This is a genomic window from Streptomyces sp. CA189 (genome assembly GCF_056428985.1).
Map to the genome: position 1 here is coordinate 55,655 of NZ_JBWJVM010000042.1, position 19,682 is coordinate 75,336.

Annotated in this window: 19 protein-coding genes, 1 tRNA gene and 1 pseudogene; 14 read left to right on the forward strand and 7 right to left on the reverse strand. The window is 70.1% G+C overall.

From position 1 onward, the window contains the following. Positions 1-33: 33 nt before the first annotated feature. Complete coding sequence (gene aceE / locus AC061S_RS27155) at positions 34-2,766, reverse strand: pyruvate dehydrogenase (acetyl-transferring), homodimeric type (protein WP_478688504.1); 2,733 nt, start codon at positions 2,764-2,766, stop codon at positions 34-36. Positions 2,767-3,202: 436 nt separating this feature from the next. Here aceE and AC061S_RS27160 point away from each other — a divergent pair, with 436 nt between their 5' ends. The 6 genes from AC061S_RS27160 to AC061S_RS27185 all read left to right on the forward strand — a co-directional run bounded on the left by AC061S_RS27160 (position 3,203) and on the right by AC061S_RS27185 (position 7,747). After that, positions 3,203-3,628, forward strand: a complete 426-nt coding sequence (locus tag AC061S_RS27160; protein WP_478688505.1) for a DUF3052 domain-containing protein — start codon at positions 3,203-3,205, stop codon at positions 3,626-3,628. 183 nt (positions 3,629-3,811) lie between these two features. Continuing rightward, positions 3,812-4,270 carry a peroxiredoxin gene (locus AC061S_RS27165; protein WP_250745560.1) on the forward strand — a complete coding sequence of 153 codons (459 nt, stop codon included), beginning with the start codon at positions 3,812-3,814 and terminating at the stop codon, positions 4,268-4,270. Between the two features lie 160 nt (positions 4,271-4,430). Next, positions 4,431-5,006, forward strand: coding sequence for a TerD family protein (locus AC061S_RS27170; protein ID WP_243329425.1), 576 nt, complete (start codon positions 4,431-4,433; stop codon positions 5,004-5,006). Between the two features lie 128 nt (positions 5,007-5,134). Next, positions 5,135-5,710, forward strand: coding sequence for a TerD family protein (locus AC061S_RS27175; protein WP_478688506.1), 576 nt, complete (start codon positions 5,135-5,137; stop codon positions 5,708-5,710). A 25-nt stretch (positions 5,711-5,735) separates the two neighbouring features. Then, a complete protein-coding gene (locus AC061S_RS27180) occupies positions 5,736-6,851 on the forward strand; it encodes a DUF475 domain-containing protein (protein WP_478688522.1) in 1,116 nt (371 codons plus the stop codon). 155 nt (positions 6,852-7,006) lie between these two features. Further along, positions 7,007-7,747, forward strand: a complete 741-nt coding sequence (locus AC061S_RS27185) for a TerD family protein (RefSeq protein WP_478688507.1) — start codon at positions 7,007-7,009, stop codon at positions 7,745-7,747. Positions 7,748-7,781: 34 nt separating this feature from the next. Here AC061S_RS27185 and AC061S_RS27190 read toward each other — a convergent pair whose 3' ends face one another. Further along, positions 7,782-8,546, reverse strand: coding sequence for a TerD family protein (locus AC061S_RS27190; RefSeq protein ID WP_478688523.1), 765 nt, complete (start codon positions 8,544-8,546; stop codon positions 7,782-7,784). A 193-nt stretch (positions 8,547-8,739) separates the two neighbouring features. Here AC061S_RS27190 and AC061S_RS27195 point away from each other — a divergent pair, with 193 nt between their 5' ends. From AC061S_RS27195 to AC061S_RS27210, 4 genes are read left to right on the forward strand one after another with little or no spacing between them, the layout of a single operon-like run. Further along, complete coding sequence (locus AC061S_RS27195) at positions 8,740-9,906, forward strand: HpcH/HpaI aldolase/citrate lyase family protein (RefSeq protein ID WP_478688508.1); 1,167 nt, start codon at positions 8,740-8,742, stop codon at positions 9,904-9,906. Between the two features lie 8 nt (positions 9,907-9,914). Next, the gene (locus AC061S_RS27200) at positions 9,915-12,632 is read left to right on the forward strand and encodes a phosphoribosyltransferase (RefSeq protein ID WP_478688509.1); all 2,718 of its coding nucleotides are present in this window, start codon (positions 9,915-9,917) and stop codon (positions 12,630-12,632) included. After that, positions 12,629-13,459, forward strand: a complete 831-nt coding sequence (locus tag AC061S_RS27205) for an HAD family hydrolase (RefSeq protein WP_478688510.1) — start codon at positions 12,629-12,631, stop codon at positions 13,457-13,459. Before AC061S_RS27200 ends, AC061S_RS27205 begins: the two co-directional genes overlap by 4 nt. 19 nt (positions 13,460-13,478) lie before the next feature. Further along, complete coding sequence (locus tag AC061S_RS27210) at positions 13,479-14,138, forward strand: O-methyltransferase (protein ID WP_478688511.1); 660 nt, start codon at positions 13,479-13,481, stop codon at positions 14,136-14,138. Here the strand turns inward: AC061S_RS27210 and AC061S_RS27215 are convergent. Beyond that, the gene (locus AC061S_RS27215) at positions 14,135-14,353 is read right to left on the reverse strand and encodes an FmdB family zinc ribbon protein (RefSeq protein WP_478688512.1); all 219 of its coding nucleotides are present in this window, start codon (positions 14,351-14,353) and stop codon (positions 14,135-14,137) included. The two genes, AC061S_RS27210 and AC061S_RS27215, sit on opposite strands and share 4 nt — an antisense overlap. 38 nt (positions 14,354-14,391) lie before the next feature. Next, positions 14,392-14,847: an NUDIX hydrolase gene (locus tag AC061S_RS27220; RefSeq protein WP_478688513.1), complete on the reverse strand. Its 456-nt coding sequence runs from the start codon at positions 14,845-14,847 to the stop codon at positions 14,392-14,394. Positions 14,848-14,918: 71 nt separating this feature from the next. On the opposite strand from AC061S_RS27220, the pseudogene AC061S_RS27225 reads away from it, so the two are divergent. From AC061S_RS27225 to AC061S_RS27235, 3 genes and pseudogenes are all read left to right on the forward strand, one after another. Beyond that, positions 14,919-15,602, forward strand: a pseudogene (locus AC061S_RS27225) (GntR family transcriptional regulator); the annotation flags it as partial. Between the two features lie 485 nt (positions 15,603-16,087). Next, positions 16,088-16,591, forward strand: coding sequence for an MFS transporter (locus tag AC061S_RS27230; protein WP_478688524.1), 504 nt, complete (start codon positions 16,088-16,090; stop codon positions 16,589-16,591). Beyond that, a complete protein-coding gene (locus AC061S_RS27235; protein ID WP_478688514.1) occupies positions 16,555-16,854 on the forward strand; it encodes a hypothetical protein in 300 nt (99 codons plus the stop codon). The genes AC061S_RS27230 and AC061S_RS27235 overlap by 37 nt, the downstream gene beginning before the upstream one ends. Before the next feature lie 40 nt (positions 16,855-16,894). Here AC061S_RS27235 and AC061S_RS27240 read toward each other — a convergent pair whose 3' ends face one another. Together AC061S_RS27240 and AC061S_RS27245 are read right to left on the reverse strand one after the other, a co-directional pair. After that, entirely contained in the window at positions 16,895-17,596 is a 702-nt protein-coding gene (locus tag AC061S_RS27240; protein ID WP_478688515.1) for a DUF4383 domain-containing protein, read from the reverse strand. 165 nt (positions 17,597-17,761) lie between these two features. Further along, positions 17,762-19,009, reverse strand: coding sequence for a hypothetical protein (locus AC061S_RS27245; protein WP_478688516.1), 1,248 nt, complete (start codon positions 19,007-19,009; stop codon positions 17,762-17,764). 112 nt (positions 19,010-19,121) lie between these two features. Here AC061S_RS27245 and AC061S_RS27250 point away from each other — a divergent pair. After that, positions 19,122-19,196 (forward strand) — tRNA-Val (locus tag AC061S_RS27250). Positions 19,197-19,437: 241 nt separating this feature from the next. Here the strand turns inward: AC061S_RS27250 and AC061S_RS27255 are convergent. Then, the coding region (locus tag AC061S_RS27255; RefSeq protein ID WP_478688517.1) for an IS30 family transposase at positions 19,438-19,682 on the reverse strand (245 nt) is incomplete at its 5' end.

Here is a 19,682-nt window from a genome sequence, read left to right on the forward strand (position 1 = left end):
GTGTCCCGGCGCCCTCGCACGCAAAGGCGACTGCTACGCGTCGCCGCCCGCCGCGCCCGGGTCGGCCGCCCGGACGTCCAGCAGCTGGTAGCGGTCGATCGCCTGCTTCAGCGCCGAGCGGTCGATCTTGCCTTCCTTGGCCAGCTCGGTCAGCACCGAGAGGACCACCGACTGCGCGTCGATGTGGAAGAAGCGCCGGGCCGCGCCCCGCGTGTCCGCGAAGCCGAAGCCGTCCGCGCCCAGCGAGGTGTACGGGCCGGGCACCCAGCGCGAGATCTGGTCCGGGACCGCCCGCATCCAGTCGGAGACCGCCACGAACGGACCCTCCGCGCCGGACAGCTTGCTCGTCACGTACGGGACGCGCTGCTCCTCCTCCGGGTGGAGCAGGTTGTGCTCCTCCACGGCGACGGCATCGCGGCGCAGCTCGTTCCAGGAGGTGGCCGACCAGACGTCCGCCTTGACGTTCCACTCGGCGGCCAGGATCCGCTGCGCCTCCAGCGCCCACGGCACCGCCACGCCCGAAGCCATGATCTGGGCGCCGATGGATCCGGAGGTGCCCTCCGAGATCCGGTGGATGCCGCGCAGGATGCCGTCCACGTCCACGCCGGCCGGCTCGGCCGGGTGCTGGATGGGCTCGTTGTAGACCGTCAGGTAGTAGAAGACGTCCTCGGCGTCGGGGCCGTACATCCGCCGCAGACCGTCCTTGACGATGTGCGCGATCTCGTACCCGTACGCCGGGTCGTACGCCACACAGCCCGGGTTCGTCGAGGCCAGCAGCTGCGAATGGCCGTCGGCGTGCTGCAGGCCCTCACCCGTCAGGGTGGTCCGGCCGGCGGTCGCGCCGAGGACGAAACCGCGCGCCAGCTGGTCCGCCATCTGCCAGAACTGGTCACCCGTGCGCTGGAATCCGAACATCGAGTAGAAGACGTAGACCGGGATCAGCGGCTCGCCGTGCGTCGCGTACGCCGAACCCGCGGCGATCAGCGAGGCCGTGCAGCCAGCCTCCGAGATGCCGTCGTGCAGCATCTGGCCGGTCGGCGACTCCTTGTACGCGAGCAGCAGGTCGCGGTCGACCGCCTCGTACTGCTGGCCCAGCGGGTTGTAGATCTTGGCGCTCGGGAAGAACGCGTCCATGCCGAAGGTGCGGTACTCGTCGGGGGCGATCAGCACGAAGCGCTTGCCGATCTCCTTGTCCCGCATGAGGTCCTTCAGGATGCGGACGAAGGCCATGGTGGTGGCGATCGACTGCTGGCCCGAGCCCTTCTTGGCGGCCGCGTACGTGGCGTCGCCCGGGAGCTGCAGCGGCTTCGCGCGCACCACGCGGGTCGGCACGTAGCCGCCGAGGGCGCTGCGGCGGTCGTGCATGTACTGGATCTCGGGGGAGTTGCGGCCCGGGTGGTAGTACGGCGGCGCGCCGTCCTCCAGCTGGGCGTCCGTGATCGGGATGTGCAGGCGGTCGCGGAAGCGCTTGAGGTCGTCGGCCGTCAGCTTCTTCATCTGGTGGGTCGCGTTGCGGCCCTCGAAGTTCGGGCCGAGGGTCCAGCCCTTGACCGTCTGCGCGAGGATCACCGTCGGCTGGCCCTTGTGGGCCTTGGCCGCCGCGTACGCCGCGTAGACCTTCTTGTGGTCGTGGCCGCCGCGGCCCAGGTGCTGGATCTGCTGGTCGGTCATGTTCTCGACCATCGCGCGCAGCCGGTGGTCCCCGCCGAAGAAGTGCTCACGGATGTACGCACCCGATTCGGTGGCGTACGTCTGGAACTGCCCGTCCGGGGTGGTGTTCATCTTGTTGACCAGGATGCCGTCGCGGTCCTGGGCCAGCAGCGGGTCCCAGGAGCGGTCCCAGATCAGCTTGATGACGTTCCAGCCGGCGCCGCGGAACTGCGACTCCAGCTCCTGCATGATCTTGCCGTTGCCGCGGACCGGGCCGTCGAGGCGCTGCAGGTTGCAGTTGACGACGAAGGTCAGGTTGTCGAGGTGTTCGCGGGCCGCGATGGAGAGCTGGCCGAGCGACTCCGGCTCGTCCATCTCGCCGTCGCCGAGGTACGCCCAAACGTGTGACTTGGACGTGTCCGCGATGCCGCGGGCCTCCATGTACCGGTTCATCCGGGCCTGGTAGATCGCGCCGAGCGGGCCGAGGCCCATCGAGACGGTCGGGAACTCCCAGAAGTCCGGCATGAGCCGCGGGTGCGGGTAGCTGGAGAGGCCGTACGGGGCCTTCGACTTCTCCTGGCGGAACGCGTCGAGCTGCTGCTCGGAGAGCCGGTCCAGGAGGTAGGCGCGGGCGTAGATACCGGGCGAGGCGTGGCCCTGGAAGAAGATCTGGTCGCCGCCGTCGCCCTCGTCCTTGCCCCGGAAGAAGTGGTTGAAGCCCACGTCGTAGAGGGAGGCGGAAGAGGCGAAGGTGGCGATGTGACCGCCGACGCCGATCCCCGGGCGCTGGGCGCGCGACACCATGACGGCCGCGTTCCACCGGGTGGCGTTGAGGACCTTGCGCTCGATCTCCTCGTTGCCGGGGAAGAAGGGCTCGTCCTTGGTGGCGATCGTGTTGACGTAGTCCGTGGAGCGCATCTCGGGCACGGCCACGCGCTTCTCGCGGGCCCGCTCCATCAGCCGCAGCATCAGGTAGCGGGCGCGCTCACGGCCCCGCTCGTCGACGGCGGCGTCCAGGGAGTCGAGCCACTCCTGCGTCTCTTCCGGATCGAAGTCCGGTACCTGACTCGGCAGGCCACCAATGATGATCGGATTGCGATCGGATGCGGAAGCCACGCTGTTCCTTCGCTGTCGGGGGAGTCGTGCCTTGGGGTTCGCCGCCTCCCATGGTCTTACGCTCGGCAGAAATCGTCATCTTTACCGTTGGGTAATCCCTGGAGGTGGCGGGATTGTGCTGGCTGTGGCGACGACAACGCCCAAACCGCAACCTTACGCCCATGTCGATCAACCCCTTCGCAAGGCCGTTCGTCCCTCAAACAGGTGCGAAAGTCCCGAGGCCGTGCCGAATGAGGTGGAATGGTGTGGGATGAATCACCAGGGGTACATGCGGAAGGGCTGAAAGTTGCGGCGAGACGGCCGCAATCGTCACCGTTTCGACGGTCTCGGCGGCCGGGTACTTGCGCGATCCGCCGCGCCCGTGTGGACTACGCCCAATGCTGCGCGTACGCGCGCCGCCGAAGAACATTCACCGAACATGAGCAGGAGGCACCCCGTGAGCGCGACCGCGGACCACGCGGAGAACCTGGCCGCCAGGCTGGGTTTCCAGTCCGAACAGGTGGTCCAGGAGATCGGCTACGACGACGACGTCGATCAGGAATTCCGTGATGCCCTAGAGGATCACGTCACCGAACTCGTCGATGAGGACTACGACGATGTCGCAGACGCGGTTCTGCTGTGGTTCCGGGAGGACGACGGCGACCTGACGGACGCCCTGGTCGACGCGACCGACTTGGTCGAGGACGGCGCACTGATCCTGCTGGTGACCCCCAAGACCGGCAAGGACGGTTTTGTCGAGGCCAGCGACATCAGCGAGGCCGCCGAGACCGCCGGCCTCTCGCTGGCCAAGGGTCTCCCCGTCGGCAAGGAGTGGACCGCCACCAAGCTGGTGACTCCGAAGACGGCCAAGTCCAAGCGCTGAGCCGCGCCCCGCAGCCATGCGGACACACGCACCCCGTTCGCCGGATGCTTCCCGGTGGGCGGGGTGCGTGCGTTTCGCGGGCGGACCGGGCCGGACGCGCGGGGGCCCCGCAGGCGCGGGACCCATAAGGTGAGATCACCCGAACAGCCCAACGCAGGGATGCGGGACGAAGGGATGCGACAGATGGCGATCGAGGTCGGCAGCAAGGCCCCGGACTTCGAGCTCAAGGACAACCACGGCAGGGTCGTGCGGCTCTCCGACTTCCGGGGGGAGAAGGCCGTCGTGCTGCTCTTCTACCCCTTCGCCTTCACCGGCGTCTGCACCGGCGAGCTCTGCGAGCTGCGCGACCAGCTGCCGCGCTTCCAGAACGACGACGTGCAGCTCCTCGCGGTCTCCAACGACTCCGTACCGACCCTGCGCGTGTTCGGGGAGCAGGAGGGGCTGGAGTACCCGCTGCTGTCGGACTTCTGGCCGCACGGCGAGGCCTCCCGCGCCTACGGGGTCTTCGACGAGGAGAAGGGCTGCGCGGTGCGCGGCACCTTCGTCATCGACCGCGACGGCATCGTGCGCTGGAGCGTCGTCAACGGGCTGCCCGACGCGCGTGACCTGAACGAGTACATCAAGGCCCTCGACAGCCTCTGAGTCCGTGTCGCAGGCTCATGGGCACGTGCCGCCAGGCACGCGGGCCCGTTCGCCTCGAATAAGCCCGTACAGGCGGGAACCCGTCACTAGGATCGAAACGTTGATCCGGTAGCAACCGCACGACGGGGCCCTGCCCCACACAAAACCTTATGGAGGACCCGTGGGAGTCAGCCTCAGCAAGGGCGGCAACGTCTCGCTGTCCAAGGCCGCGCCGAACCTGACCGCGGTCATCGTCGGTCTGGGCTGGGACGCTCGCACCACCACCGGCGTCGACTTCGACCTCGACGCCAGCGCGATCCTGGCCAACGACCAGGGCAAGGTCACCGGCGACTCGAACTTCGTCTTCTTCAACAACCTGAAGAGCCCCGACGGCTCGGTCGAGCACACCGGTGACAACACCACCGGTGAGGGCGAGGGCGACGACGAGGCGATCAAGGTCAACCTCGCCGGCGTGCCCGCCGACGTGGCCAAGATCGTCTTCCCGGTCTCGATCTACGAGGCCGAGAGCCGCCAGCAGAGCTTCGGCCAGGTCCGCAACGCGTACATCCGCGTCATCAACCAGGCCGACAACACCGAGCTCGCCCGCTACGACCTGTCGGAGGACGCCTCGACGGAGACCGCCATGGTCTTCGGCGAGCTCTACCGCAACGGTGCGGAGTGGAAGTTCCGCGCCATCGGCCAGGGCTACGCCTCGGGCCTGCGCGGCATCGCGCAGGACTTCGGCGTCAACGTCTGAGCCTGCTCCACCAGAGCAGTCGTTCCATCCGTCCGGCGCCGTGCACTCGTGTGTACGGCGCCGGACCGGCTTTACGGTCACCACGCCGTACCGTCACACCGTCACCGTCGTCCGGGGAGGACCACAACATGGGCGTCACACTCGCCAAGGGGGGCAATGTCTCCCTCTCCAAAGCCGCACCGAACCTCACCCGGGTTCTGATCGGCCTCGGATGGGACGCGCGCTCGACCACGGGCGCCGACTTCGACCTCGACGCCAGCGCGCTGCTGTGCAGCAACGGCCGGGTGCTCGGGGACGAGTACTTCGTCTTCTACAACAACCTGAAGAGCCCCGAGGGCTCCGTCGAACACACGGGAGACAACCTCACCGGCGAGGGTGACGGCGACGACGAGTCGCTCATCGTCGATCTCACCAAGGTTCCGGCCGGCGTGGACAAGATCGTCTTTCCCGTCTCGATCCACGAGGCCGAGGCCCGCCGGCAGAGCTTCGGCCAGGTCAGCAACGCCTTCATCCGTGTGGTGAACGAGGCGGACGGCCAGGAGCTGGCCCGCTACGACCTCTCCGAGGACGCCTCCAGCGAGACCGCGATGATCTTCGGCGAGGTCTACCGGTACGGGGGCGAGTGGAAGTTCCGCGCGGTGGGGCAGGGGTACGCGTCGGGGCTCCGCGGCATCGCTCTAGACTTCGGGGTCAACGTTTCGTAAAGCCGTACAACACGATGGGATGCCAGTGGTTCTGAAAACCTTCGGCTGGTCGTTCGCAGTCACTGCGCTCGGACTGGTCGCAGCGGTGCTCTACGGGGGGTGGGAGGCTTTCGGGATCGTCGCGATCCTGTCCATCCTGGAGATCTCGCTGTCCTTCGACAATGCGGTGGTCAACGCCGGAATCCTGAAGAAGATGAATGCCTTCTGGCAGAAGATCTTCCTCACCATCGGTGTTCTCATCGCCGTGTTCGGCATGCGCCTGGTCTTCCCGATCGTGATCGTCGCGATCAGCGCCAAGATCGGGCCGATCGAGGCCGTCGAACTCGCGGTGCGCGACCAGGACATGTACAAGCAGCTCGTGACGGACGCCCACCCGTCCATCGCCGCCTTCGGTGGAATGTTCCTGCTGATGATCTTCCTCGACTTCATTTTCGAGGACCGCGACATCAAGTGGCTCGCCTGGCTGGAACGCCCGCTCGCCAAGCTCGGCAAGATCGACATGCTCTCCGCGTGCATCGCGCTGATCGTCCTGGCCATCACCTCGATGACCTTCGCCGTCAACGCCCACCAGCACGGCGGCACCCACGTCGACAAGGCGCAGACCGTCCTGGTCTCCGGCATCCTCGGCCTGATCACCTACATGATCGTGGGCGGCCTCTCCGGCTACTTCGAGAACAAGCTGGAGGAAGAGGAGGAGCACGAACACGAGATCGAGGAAGCGGCGAAGAAGAGCGGCAAGCCCGTCTCGGCCGTCGCCATGGCCGGCAAGGCCGCGTTCTTCATGTTCCTCTACCTCGAAGTCCTCGACGCCTCCTTCTCCTTCGACGGGGTCATCGGCGCCTTCGCCATCACCAGTGACATCGTGATCATGGCGATCGGCCTCGGTGTCGGTGCCATGTACGTCCGGTCGCTGACGGTCTACCTGGTCCGCCAGGGCACCCTCGACGACTACGTCTACCTGGAGCACGGCGCGCACTACGCCATCGGCGCGCTCGCCGTCATCCTGCTCGTCACCATCCAGTACGAGATCAACGAGGTCATCACCGGCCTCGTCGGCGTCGTGCTGATCGGGTGGTCCTTCTGGTCCTCGGTGCGCCGCAACAAGCGCCTGGAACTGGAGGGTTCCACCGCCGAGGCATGATCGCGGCGGTAATGCGGAACGCTCAAGTGCGGGGCGGTCCGGAAGGTCCACGGACCTTCCGGACCGCCCCGTCCGCATGTGGGCACGTCGGCGTGCCCGGATGACGGCACGTCGCCAGGGGGCCAAGCGCGCCAAGGGATCAGGGGGTTGTGGGGATGGGATTCTTCGACGGCATCAGGGGCAGCCGCGGCACGCAGTTCCAGTCGGGCAGTGCCTCGTCGAACGCGATCGAGCTGACCAAACGCCATCCGACGGTATCGCTCACCAAACAGGGGGCGGTGCACGGCAATCTGCGCGTGAATCTCTCCTGGCGGATGCGGACCTCGGACATAGGCGGCCGCAGCGCCGGCCAGAGCGGGCAGCTCTTCCGGCATCCGTTCAAACTGTTCAAGCCCGACATGGTGCAGGCGCACACCCAGGGCATGGTCAACGTCGACCTCGACATCGGCTGTCTCTACGAGCTGACCGACGGCACCCGGGGCGTCGTCCAGCCGCTGGGGAACCTGCACGGGGACATCAACAGCCCGCCGTACGTGAAGCTGAGCGGGGACGACCGGTTCGGGGCGCCCTCCGGCGAGACGATCTTCGTCAACCTCGACCACGCCGAGGCGATCAAGCGGCTGCTGGTCTTCGTGTACATCTACGACCAGACCCCGGCCTTCGACCGGACGCACGCCCTGGTCACCCTCTACCCGATCACCGGGCCGCGGATCGAGATCCCGCTGGAGGAACGCCACCCGCACGCCCGCTCCTGCGCGGTCGTCTCCCTGGAGAACATCAAGGGGGAGCTGATCGTGCGGCGCGAGGTCACCTTCGTGTACGGGTTCCAGGCCGAGCTGGACCGGCTGTACGGGTGGGGTCTCCAGTGGGGCCGGGGCTACAAGACGAAGACCTGACGGGGCCGGCCGGGCTCGCCGGCCCGGCCGCCGCTCACCGGCGGATGAACTGCGGGCCCTGCGCCGGCAGCCGGAAGGCCGGATCCCCGGCCGGGGACGGCACCGGGGCCTGCGACACCGGCTGCGGGTAGCCGTAGGCGGGCTGGGAGACCGGCGGGGCCTGGGTGGGGGGCGCCGGGGTCACCGGGGCGGCCGGCGGGGCCTGTCCCTGGGCCTGGGGCCGTCCCTGCGCCTGCCCCTGGGCCTCGGCGGCGTTCTCGTCCACGGAGATCCCGTGGTCGGTGGCCAGGCCCACGAGCCCGTTGGAGTAGCCCTCGCCGAGCGCGCGGAACTTCCACGTGTCCCCCCGGCGGTACAGCTCGCCGCAGATCAGCGCCGTCTCGGCGCCCGTCTCCGGCCGCACGTCGAAGTAGGCCAGGGGTTCGGAGCCGCCGGTCGCGGTGGCGTCGTAGAGCAGGATCCGCAGGTCGCGGACCCGCTCGAAGGGCACGTCCTCGGCGGAGGCGACGACGAGGATCCGGTCCACGGCCGGGGTGACGGCCCTCAGGTCCGCCTGGACGGCGTCGGTGATCCCGTCGCCGAGCTGCTTCTTCCCGAGCCGCCAGACGGCCCCGGAAGGGTGCCGGGGCTGGTTGTAGAAGACGAAGTCCTCGTCCGAGCGCACGCGCCCGTCCGCTCCCACGAGCAGCGCGGAGGCGTCCACGTCGGGTACGTCGGTGCCCCCGGTCCAGCGCAGCACCGCCCGTACCGCCAAGGCGGCCACGGGGATGTTGGAGCCCTTCTGCATCGCGTGCGTCATGGCGGTCATCCTGCCCTCCCGGGCGGGACCGGGACAATGCGGCCCCCCGTAGACCTTGTCCGGATCGCGAGACCTGGGCATGGTGCAAGAGGGTTACCTGGATTTCATGTGCTTGAGGAACTCTTGACTCACGTTCGTACGTACTATTACCGGCCATGCCAGATCGGCCGCCGAGCCTGTACGGGGGAAGCACATGCGTCACTTCGGGCACGTATCGCCCACTGTCCGCAAGGACCTCTTCCACCAGGAGCCGGCCGAGTTCACCGCCGCCTCCCCCTCCGCCACGCTCGCGGCCGCCCTGGGGGCCACGCTCTACAGCCCGGCCACCCGGCCCCAGCTCGCCCGTGACATCCGCAAGCAGGCCGGCCTCGGGGTCGTCTCCATGGTCCTCTGCCTGGAGGATTCCATCAGCGACGCGGACGTCGCGGGGGGCGAGGAGAACCTCGTCCGGCAGTTCGCCGCCCTCCACGAGGACCCGGCGGAGCTCCCGCTGCTCTTCATCCGCGTCCGCGAGCCCGAGCAGATCCCCGACCTCGTGCACCGGCTCGGCGGCTCGGCGGCCCGGCTGGCCGGATTCGTACTCCCCAAGTTCAGCGAGAGCCGGGGCATCGCCTTCCTCGACGCCGTCGCCCAGGCGGAAGCCGCGAGCGGACAGCCCCGGCTGTACGCGATGCCCGTCCTGGAGACCCCCGAGCTGCTCCACCTGGAGACGCGGGTCGAGGCCCTCGCCGGGATCTCCCGCACGGTCAACAAGTACCGCGAGCGGGTCCTGGCGCTGCGCCTCGGCGTGACCGACTTCTGCTCCGCGTACGGGCTGCGCCGCACCCCCGACATGACCGCGTACGACGTCCAGATCGTCGCCGGGGTGATCGCCGACGTGGTCAACGTGCTCAGCCGCGCCGACGGCACCGGCTTCACCGTCACCGGGCCCGTCTGGGAGTACTTCCGCAGCCAGCAGCGCCTCTTCAAGCCGCAGCTGCGCCGCAGCCCCTTCCTGGAGGAGGGCGTCGAAGAGCTGCGCACCGCGCTGATCGAGCACGACCTGGACGGGCTGCTGCGCGAGATCGAGCTCGACCGGGCCAACGGGCTGCTGGGCAAGACCTGCATCCACCCCGCCCACGTCACCCCGGTGCACGCGCTCTCGGTGGTGTCGCACGAGGAGTTCAGCGATGCTCAAGACATCCTGCGCCCCGAGAGCGGAGGCGGCGGAGTGATGCGTTCCGCCTACACGAACAAGATGAACGAGGTGAAGCCCCACCGGGCCTGGGCCGAGCGCACCATGCTGCGCGCCGAGGTCTTCGGTGTGGCGAAGGAGGAGGTCGGCTTCGTCGATCTCCTCACGGCCGGGCTCCAGGTGTGAGCGGGCCGTTGACTGCGAAGAAGGGCAAGAAGATCGAAGCGGTGTGGTCGGGAACGTGGGTCGCGGACCGGCTGGGCGTGAGCCTGGAGGAGGGTGCGGGCGACGGCCCGCGGCTGGACGAGCTCCTCGGGCTGGCGCTGCGGCGCAACCCCAAGCGGGCGCACCTGCTCGTCTCGCGGGTCCTCGGCAAGCACGTCCCGCAGTCCCCGGCGGCCGTGTACGCCGCCGGGTACGGGCTCGGCCAGCGGGTCCGGGAGCTGCTGGGCGAGGCGGAGGCGGCCTCGGCCGTGGTCCTGGGGTACGCGGAGACCGCGACCGGGCTGGGCCACTGCGTGGCCGACGGCCTGGGCAGCGCCCCGTACCTGCACTCCACCCGCCGCCCCGTGCCCGGCGTGGAGGCCGCGGGCGGCTTCGAGGAGGCCCACTCGCACGCCACCTCGCACCTGCTGCTGCCCGAGGACCCGAAGCTGCTGGCGGGCTCGGGCCCGCTGGTCCTCGTCGACGACGAGTTCTCCACCGGCAACACCGTCCTGAACACCATCGCCGACCTCCACGCCCGCCACCCGCGCGGCCACTACGTGGTCGTCGCCCTCGTCGACATGCGCTCCCCGGCCGACCGCGCCCGCCTGACGGCCTTCGCCGCCGAGCTGGGCGCCCGCGTGGACCTCATATCCCTGGCCTCGGGCACGGTCTCCCTCCCGGAGGGGGTGCTGGAGAAGGGCCAGGCGCTGGTGGAGCGGTACGAAGCCTTGGCCGCCGCCGCCGCCGCTGCCGCAGGCACCGCCGCCGACACCGCCGCCGACACGGCCGCTGCCGCCGCCGCCGACACGGCCGCTGCCGCTGTCACCGCCACGGCCGATGCCGCAGGCACCGCAGCTGCCGCCGCCGCGAGCGCGGCCGGGCACGCCGCCGCTGCCGGATCTCAGCCCGCTGCCGGCGAATCGCAGCCCGGGGCTGGGCAGAATCAGCCCCTGCGGCGTTTGAGCAGCGGGGTCCGGGGCGGCGCCCCGCCATTCGACCCGCACCCGATCACCCGCGTGGAACTGGCCTGGCCGGCCGGCATACCCGACGGCGGTCGCCACGGCTTCACCCCCGCGCACCGCGCAGCCCTGGACGCGGCGCTGCCCGCGATGGCGGACCGGCTCAAGTCCGCGCTCGGCGCGGACCCCGCGCGGGTCCTCGTACTCGGCAACGAGGAGCTGATGTACGCCCCGCTGCGCCTCGCGCAGGCCCTGGAGGCGTCCGGCGCCGCGGCCGAGGTCCGCTTCTCCACCACCACCCGCTCGCCGGTGCTCGCCGTGGACGACCCCGGCTACGCGATCCGCACCCGGCTGGTCTTCCCCGCCCACGACGACCCGGCCGACGGCCCCGGAGCCCGGTACGCGTACAACGTCACCGGCACAGCCGACACCGCCGGCTTCGACGCCGTGGTCGCCGTCGTGGACTCGGCCGGGGACACCGCAGAGCTCCGCACCGGTCTCCTCGCGGCCCTCGCGCCGCACACCGGCCGGGTCCTGCTCGCGGTCATACCTTCGTACGTACCCGACCGGCAGGAGCCGATCATGACCGAGCCCCTGCGCGCGCCACTGGGCGAACCACTGCGCGGGCCCGCCTTCTCCTCCTACGCCGCCGAGGACGTCGGCTGGCTGCTCCAGGACCTCTCCGACGTCGAGCTGGAAGCCCCCACCGAGGAGCGCGAGGAGGCCATCCAGGCGGGCGGCGCGCACTACGCGGAATCGCTGCCGGTGGAGTTCCAGCCGTCCCCGGAGTACCAGCAGCTCTACCAGAGCGCACTGACCGCCTCCGCAGCCCGGATGGCCCGCGCCGTCGGCACCGTCACCGAGACGGTCCTCGCCGAGCGCTCCCCGTCCCCCGTCCTCGTCTCCCTGGCCCGTGCCGGCACCCCCGTGGGCGTGCTGATGCGGCGCTGGGCGCAGGCCCGGCACGGCCTGGACCTGCCGCACTACGCCGTCTCCATCGTGCGCGGCCGGGGCATCGACGCCAACGCGCTGCGCTGGCTGGCCGCCCACCACGACCCGGCCGACATCGTGTTCGTCGACGGTTGGACCGGCAAGGGGGCGATCACCCGCGAACTGCACGAGGCCCTGGGCGAGTTCGAGGGCTTCAACCCGGAGATCGTGGTCCTCGCAGACCCCGGCTCGTGCGTGGAGACGTACGGCACGCGCGAGGACTTCCTGATCCCCTCCGCCTGTCTCAATTCCACTGTTTCCGGACTGGTCTCGCGTACGGTGCTCAGGTCCGACCTGGTCGGGCCCGCCGATTTCCACGGCGCGAAGTTCTACCGCGAGCTCGCCGGGGCCGATGTCTCCGTCGCGTTCGTCGACACCGTCTCCGCGCACTTCGAGGAGGTGGCCGAGGCCGTGGACGCCGAGGTCAAGGAGCTCCTCGCCGCCGACCGCACGCCGACCTGGGTGGGCTGGCGGGCGGTGGAGCGGATCAGCGAGGAGTACGGCATCCACGACGTGAACCTGGTGAAGCCCGGCGTCGGCGAGACCACGCGGGTGCTGCTGCGCCGGGTGCCGTGGAAGATCCTCGCGCAGCGCGGCGCCGGGGCCGACCTGGACCACGTACGCCTCCTCGCGGAGCAGCGGGGGGTGCCGGTGGAAGAGGTCGACGGCCTGCCCTACTCCTGCGTAGGACTCATTCATCCCCGATTCACGCGCGGCGCCACGGGCGCCGACGGAAAGGCTGTGGCCGCCAAGTGACCGTCCTCGTAGCCAGTGACCTCGACCGTACGCTCATCTACTCGGCGGCCGCGCTCGGCCTGACCATGCCCGACCCGGTGGCCCCGCGGCTGCTGTGCGTGGAGGTGCACGAGAGCAAGCCGCTGTCGTACATGACGGAGACGGCGGCGGGGCTGCTGGCCGAGCTGTCCGCCGACCCGGGCGCCGTGTTCGTGCCGACCACCACCCGCACGCGCAAGCAGTACCAGCGCATCCGCTTCCCCGGCCGGCCGGCGAAGTACGCGATCTGCGCCAACGGCGGCCAGTTGCTGGTGGACGGGGTCCCGGACCGGGACTGGCGCCGCCAGGTCGCGGCGCGGCTCGCCGCGGAGTCCGTCCCGCTGGAGGAGATGCACGCGCACCTGATGTCCGTGACCGACCCGGCGTGGCTGCGCAAGGCGCGGGTGGCCGAGGACCTGTTCGCGTACCTGGTCGTGGAGCGGGCGCTGGTCCCCGCGGAGTGGATCAAGACGCTGACGGAATGGTCCGAGGCGCGCGGCTGGACGGTCTCGCTGCAGGGCCGGAAGATCTACGCCGTCCCGCGGCCGCTGACCAAGAGCGCGGCCATGCACGAGCTGGCCCGGCGTACGGAGGCCACGAGCACGCTGGCCGCCGGGGACTCGCTGCTCGACGCGGACCTGCTGCTCGCGGCGGACACGTCCTGGCGGCCGGGCCACGGCGAGCTGGCCGACGCCGGCTGGACGGCGCCGCACGTGACGTCGCTGGCCCAGGCGGGAGTCCTGGCCGGCGAGGAGATCGTGCGCGCGTTCACCCGCGAAGTGGCGCGACTGCGCACCCCGGCCGCCTGATCTTGGGCACACTGGGCCCATGACCAAGGGAAACAGCACCAAGATCACAGACGAGCTCTACCAGTACATGCTCGCGCACAACCCCCCGCTGGACGAGGTCCAGCGGGGGCTGGTGGCGACGACGTACGAGGTGTTCCCGGACGCGGCCGGAATGCAGTCGGCCGAGGAGCAGGGGCCGTTGCTGGCCTTCCTGGTCCGGCTGACCGGTGCGCGGCACATCGTGGAGATCGGCACCTTCACCGGCTTCTCCTCCCTGTCGATGGCGCAGGCCATGCCGGCGGACGGACGCCTCATCGCGTGCGACGTCTCGGAGGAGTGGACGGCGTACGCGCGCGAGGCCTGGGCGAAGGCCGGGGTCGCGGACCGCATCGACCTGCGGATCGCGCCCGCGCTGGAGACGCTGCGCGCGATGCCGGCGGAGCCGCACATCGACCTGGTCTACATGGACGCGGACAAGCAGAGCCAGATCGCCTACTGGGAGGAGCTCGTACCGCGGCTGCGCCCGGGCGGTCTCCTCGTCACGGACAACACGCTGTACCACGGCATGGTGCTGGACCCGGCGGCGACCGGCGGGGCGGCGGGGGTCCAGGCCTACAACGACCACGTCGCGGCGGACCCCCGCATGGAGTCGGTGCTGCTGGCCATCTCCGACGGCATCACCCTGTCCCGCAAGCGCTAACCGCACCCGCCCCCACCACAGCACCCTCCGCCACCGCTGCCCCCCATGGGCGCGGCGGGGGCTGCGCTGGTCCCGCCGACGGCGACGGCGGAGAGCAGCTTGACGGTATCGGCGTGCCCGGCGGGGCAGTCGGCGGGCGCGGAGGATTCGGCCATGGGCCGACTGACCTCGAAGGTGTCTTCGCAGGTCCGGCAGCGGAATTCGTAACGGGGCATGCGGACAGGCTACGCAGTGGACCCCCGGCCGGGAAGCGCTACTGCCGCGGGGCCAAACGTCGGCCGTCGTGGGTGCGGATGTGCGGGGCTGCGGGGGAGAGAGCGTCGAGGAGGCGGACGGCGTAGGCCTCCGACATGCGGGCGGTGATCTCCTCCGGGGAGAACCAGGCGACCGAGGTGGACTCCTCGGAGGTGCGCTCCGCCCCCCGGAGGGCTTGCAGCGGAAGACCAGGGCGACGATGCCGCGCGTCGTGTTTCTTGTAGACGCCGGTGAGCCGGTCCACCTCGACCTGGATTCCGGTCTCTTCCCACACCTCACGCCGGACGCCGTCTTCCGGTGCTTCGCTGAGCTCCAGTACGCCACCGGGGAGCTCCCAAGTCCCGTTGTCGGCGCGGCGGATCGCCAGCATGCACCCGTCGTCGCGGACGACGGCGCCGGCCACGGACACCGAGTGCAGCGGCGTTGACCGGCCTTCGTGAGTGCTGTTACTCATGTGTAGGAGCATAAGAGCGAGTGAAGGACATGGGAGTACCAGTGGGCGATGCCAGGGCCGTGCCGCGGTACGTGCAGATCGCTGACGATCTCGTCCAGCAGATCCGGGCAGGCGTGCTCAAGGCGGGCGAGGTGGTGCCCAGCGAGTCCGAGCTCTCAGACCGGTACGGGGTCGCGGTCGGCACCATCCGCAAGGCGATGGTGGAGGTCCGTGCGAGTGGCCTCGTCGAGACCCACCACGGCAAGGGTTCCTTTGTGAGGGCGCGCCCTCCGGTGCAGCACCGGTCCTCCGAGCGCTTCCGCCGCTCCCTGCGGAGGGGCGGGCAGGCGGCGTACCTCGCCGAGTCCGAGCGGTCCGGCGCCGAGGCGAAAGTGAGCGTTCTCTTCATCGGCCCGGTGGAGGCTCCCCGCGACATCGCGGAGCGGCTCGCCCTCGCCGAGGGCACACAAGTCCTTGCCCGACGCAGGCTGTACTTCCGGGACGGTGTCCCGGTGGAGACGGCCGCGTCGTACGTGCCCTGGGACGTGGCCAAGGACATCCCGGAGCTCTTCGCCGAGAACCCCGGTGGCGGCGGAATCTACGGCCGCCTGGAAGAACACGGCCACGTCTTCGCCGAGTTCGTCGAAACCTTCCGGGCCCGGCAGGCGGCCAAGTCGGAGGCATCGGAGCTCGCACTCAGCCCAGGGACACCGGTCATCCACCTGATCCGCAACGCGGTCGCCGAAGACGGCCGCGTCCTGGAGGTCTGCGACACCTTCAAGGACAACCGCACCACCCAGGAGAAACTCGAGTGTGTTCGGTGCGGCTTCACCGCCAATGCCGACCACGTCGGCGCTCTCAACGTTCTCCATAGGGCCGGGCTGGCCCTCTGCGACGTGGCATAAGCCACCGACACGGGAAGCCTCCGGGTTTACCCGGGGTGGAAGTCACCAACTACCTGGACCGCAGTGGCAGTGGCAGTGTCGAGTGCCAAGTGCCCTATCGATCTTGGCGCCGGATATGGCCAACGGCCTCGGCCTCTCGCCCGAGGTGATCTCCGGCCCCGCATCGTCTACGCCAGGGCCCTCGCCGGCTGGTCCACCATGCCTCTGGCCCTTCGCCCAGGGCTTCGGCCTCCTTTTCGCCATGAGAGCCCCGCCTTCCCCTGCAACGGGCGTGTCGCCGCCTCCTGGTTCCCGCGCGCCGAACGCGGCCGGGCGGTCGCCGTCTACACCTCGGGGCCGCTTGAAGGAGGAGGGGTATCGGCCTCGGCGTGGCCTTCCCGCTGATCGCCTGGATGGCCGCCGCCCTCGGCTGGCGCCACGTGTTCTGGATCCTCGGCGGCATGGGCATCGCGTGGGCGCTCGTCTGGGTGAAGGTCATCCGCAACCGCCCCGAACAGCACCCCAAGGTCGGCGAGTACGAGCTCGTACACATCACCGAGGACGAGGCCTCCGCCGACGCCTCCGCCCAGGCCCGGGAGAAGGGCGCCTTCCGCCGGGACATGGGCTTCCTGCTCCGCCAGCGCCGCATCTGGGGCGTCTTCCTCGGCCAGTTCGCCATCGCCTCGACGCTGTACTTCTTCCTGACCTGGCTCCCGACCTACCTCACCAACGAGCGCGGCCTCAGCCTCGACAAGGGCGGCCTGACCGGAGCCCTGCCCTTCGTCGCCGCCCTCGTGGGCGTGCTGTGCGGAGGCAGTTGGTCCGACTGGAGGTCAAGCGCGGCATGTCGGCGTCCTTCGCACGCAAGACCCCGATCGTGACCGGCCTGGGCCTCGCGGGCGTCATCGTCGCCGCCAACTACGTCACCTCGAACGCCGCGATGATCGCCATCATGTGCGTGGCCTTCTTCGCCAACGGCCTCGCGTCGTTCTCCTGGGTCCTGGTCACCGAGATCGCCCCGGAGCGCATGCTCGGCGTGGCCGGCGGAGTCTTCAACGTCTTCGGCAACCTCGCCGGCATCACGATCGGCGGCGCCCTGTCCTTCCTCTTCCTGGTGGACAAGGTCGAACGCATCGAGGCGTAGGGCGGACCCGGCCCGGCCGGGCCCACTCCTCGCTCCTCTCCTACGCAGGCCTGCCGACCGGCCTCCCGCTCGTGCTCGTGCTCGTACGTGCCCGCTGCTCCCGAGCCGCTTGCTCGGGGTGGCGGGCACGCCAGTACGGATTGTCGTGCGGCAGGGCGCTGCCCACCCGCCCGTACATGCCGAACCACATGAGCATCACGCCCACCACGAAGCTGAACAGCACGTTGGGCATGTGGAAGGCCAGGAAGTTCATCTTCGTGTCGAGCAGCGCGAGGTTCACGAATCCGCTCGCGATGAACAGCACACCCAGCACGATGTTGAGCGTCGAGGCGAAGCTGCCGCCGATGACCATCCCGGCGAACAGCAGCAGCCCGATGCAGATCGACAGGATGCTCAGCGCGCCGTTGGTGTTCAGCGCGAGCACCGTGTCCCCGCCGGTGTCGAAGAATCCGATCCGGTCGATGAGCCCCAGGATCCCGAAGACGACCAGCAGCAGTCCGGTCAGGCCGGCGCCGACCCGGTAGACCTTGCTGAGCCGGTGATCGGTGGGCAGGTGCTCGTCGAGGCGCGCGTTGACGGGACGCATCAGGCGGCGCAGGATCCGGGAGACCCCGGCGGAGTCCTCGGAGGGTGACGCGGTCGCGTACGGCTCGTGGGCCACGTAGGGCGCGTAGTGCTCATGGGGCTCGTGGCACCCGTAGAGTGCGTGGGGCGCGTACGGCTCGTGCGGTACGGGTGCCACGGGCGACGCCTGGGGCGTGCCGGCGGCCCGAGACCAGCGGGGCCTATGCAGTCTGTGGGGTGTGTGGGAAGCGTGGGCGGCCATGGCGCCCTCCTCTGCTCCGTTCCTGGCCCCTCCAGCATCCGCCGATGCCCCCATCCGGACAACTCCGGGCCGGCGCCGCCCTCAGGCGTGGCCGCGCTCGGTCCGGATGTCCGTCACGACCCGCTGCACGGACGACCGGACGGCCTCCATCTCCTGGAGGAAGGCCCAGTAGTCGGGGTGGCGGTCCTCCAGAGCGGCCAGCGCCCGGGCCACCCGGGCCACCGCCTCGTCCAGCGGGCGCGCGTGCCGGGCCTCGGGGACCGTACGGCCCTCCATCGCCAGGCGCTGCGCGTCCCGGATCGCGAACCGGGTCCGCTGCACCTCCGCCTGCGGGTCCCGGGCCACCGCCTCCAGCCGGGTCAGCCGGTCCTGCGCCGCCGACACCGCCTCGTCGGTGGCGTCCAGCGAAGCCCGTACCGCGTCGACCAGGGCCGCTACGACGGCCCACTGCTGCTGGTCGCGCGCCCGCCCGGCCTCCGCGAGCCGCTCCTCGGCCTGCGCGACGTCCCGTACCGCCTGCTCCGGCACCTGCTGGAGGTCCTGCCAGCAGGCCGCGCTGAAACGCCGACGCAGCTCGCTGAGCACCGGATCCACCCGGTCCGCCCGGTTGCGCAGCGCCTGCGCCCGGGTCCGCAGGCTCACCAGCCGCCGGTCGATCTCCGCGGCCCGCTCCGGAAGCCGCGCGGCCTCGGCCCGTATCGCCTCTGCGTCGCGCAGGATCCGGTCCGCACGCTGCACGGTCTCCTGCACCCCGTGTTGGGCGGCGCCCTGGTTCAGCTTGGTCAGCTCCGGCCCCAGCGCGGCCAGCCGGGCGGCCAGGTCGTCGGCCCGGATCCCCTTGCCGCGTACGTCGTCCAGCGCCGTGCTCGCCGCGAGCAGCGCGGCCCTGGCCCGCTCACGGGCGGGCGCCACCCGGGCGAGCTGCGTCTCGGCCCGGTCCAGCAGCGGCTGCAGCCCGAGGGCGAACCGGTCGAGTTCGCCCTTGACCCGTACCAGCTCCTCCTTGGCCCGCGTCAGCTCGTCCCGGGCCCGCGTCGCGGCGGACGCCTCCAACTCCACCCGATCGAGATCGTGCGCGTCGACGGCATTGATGTACACGTGGCTGACCTGGTCGATCCGCTGCCCGAGCGCGACGAACCCCTCACCCACCCGACGCGCCTCCGGCGAACCGTCCGCGGCCGCGATCGTCTCGATCGAGATCCGCAGATCCCGCTGCGCGGTGTCCAGCTCGTAGAACGCCGCCGCGGCAGCATCCTTCGCCGCTTGCGCGTCCGCCCGCCGACTCTCGTCCCGCCCGCCGCCGAACCACCGCCGGGGTGCCGTCGTCACAGTCGCCTCTCCCGTACCCGGTCCGCATTTCCCCTGCCCCGGTCCATTCTCCCCCACAGGAACGGGTTTGCGTGGGGGGTGTGCGCTGCATGTAGGCTGTCCACTCATCCACGGGTGCGTAGCTCAGGGGTAGAGCGCTGCTCTTACAAAGCAGATGTCGGCGGTTCGAAACCGTCCGCGCCCACCAGCGAGAAGCCCCCAACCGATCTTGGTTGGGGGCTTTCGCATGCCGTGTCGACGCCGCGTGACGGCGGTCGGGGTGAGGTGGAGGCTGCTCTACTCGGGCAGCCGCGGGTGACCTTCGAGGTCCCGGTGCGCCCTGGCTGTTCCTTGCTGAGTCCGGCACCGCGCAAGGGGCGGTCACGCAGTGAGAAGGCCCCCTGCCGTTGGCGGTTTCTAGGGGTCGTCGCAACACGTGGTCGTGTTGATCAGGCCGCGATGAGTTTATGCAGGCGCTCGGCTGGGGTTTCCCAGTCGAGCGTTTTGCGTGGTCGGCCGTTGAGTTCGGCGGCGACGGCGTCGAGGTGTTCGCGGGTGTGGACCTTTAGGTCGGTGCCCTTGGGGAAGTACTGCCGCAGCAGGCCGTTCGTGTTCTCGTTCGAGCCGCGCTGCCAGGGGCTGGCCGGGTCGCAGAAGTAGACCGGGACGTCGGTGGCGATGCTGAATCCCTTGT

What these genes read in the sequence shown, in the direction of transcription:
- AC061S_RS27165 (WP_250745560.1), top strand. Translation starts at nt 3,812, where the DNA reads ATGGCGATCGAGGTCGGCAGCAAGGCCCCGGACTTCGAGCTCAAGGAC.
- AC061S_RS27175 (WP_478688506.1), top strand. Translation starts at nt 5,135, where the DNA reads ATGGGCGTCACACTCGCCAAGGGGGGCAATGTCTCCCTCTCCAAAGCC.
- AC061S_RS27185 (WP_478688507.1), top strand. Translation starts at nt 7,007, where the DNA reads ATGGGATTCTTCGACGGCATCAGGGGCAGCCGCGGCACGCAGTTCCAG.
- AC061S_RS27190 (WP_478688523.1), bottom strand. Translation starts at nt 8,546, where the DNA reads ATGACGCACGCGATGCAGAAGGGCTCCAACATCCCCGTGGCCGCCTTG.
- AC061S_RS27195 (WP_478688508.1), top strand. Translation starts at nt 8,740, where the DNA reads ATGCGTCACTTCGGGCACGTATCGCCCACTGTCCGCAAGGACCTCTTC.
- AC061S_RS27210 (WP_478688511.1), top strand. Translation starts at nt 13,479, where the DNA reads ATGACCAAGGGAAACAGCACCAAGATCACAGACGAGCTCTACCAGTAC.
- AC061S_RS27215 (WP_478688512.1), bottom strand. Translation starts at nt 14,353, where the DNA reads ATGCCCCGTTACGAATTCCGCTGCCGGACCTGCGAAGACACCTTCGAG.
- AC061S_RS27220 (WP_478688513.1), bottom strand. Translation starts at nt 14,847, where the DNA reads ATGAGTAACAGCACTCACGAAGGCCGGTCAACGCCGCTGCACTCGGTG.
- AC061S_RS27235 (WP_478688514.1), top strand. Translation starts at nt 16,555, where the DNA reads ATGTCGGCGTCCTTCGCACGCAAGACCCCGATCGTGACCGGCCTGGGC.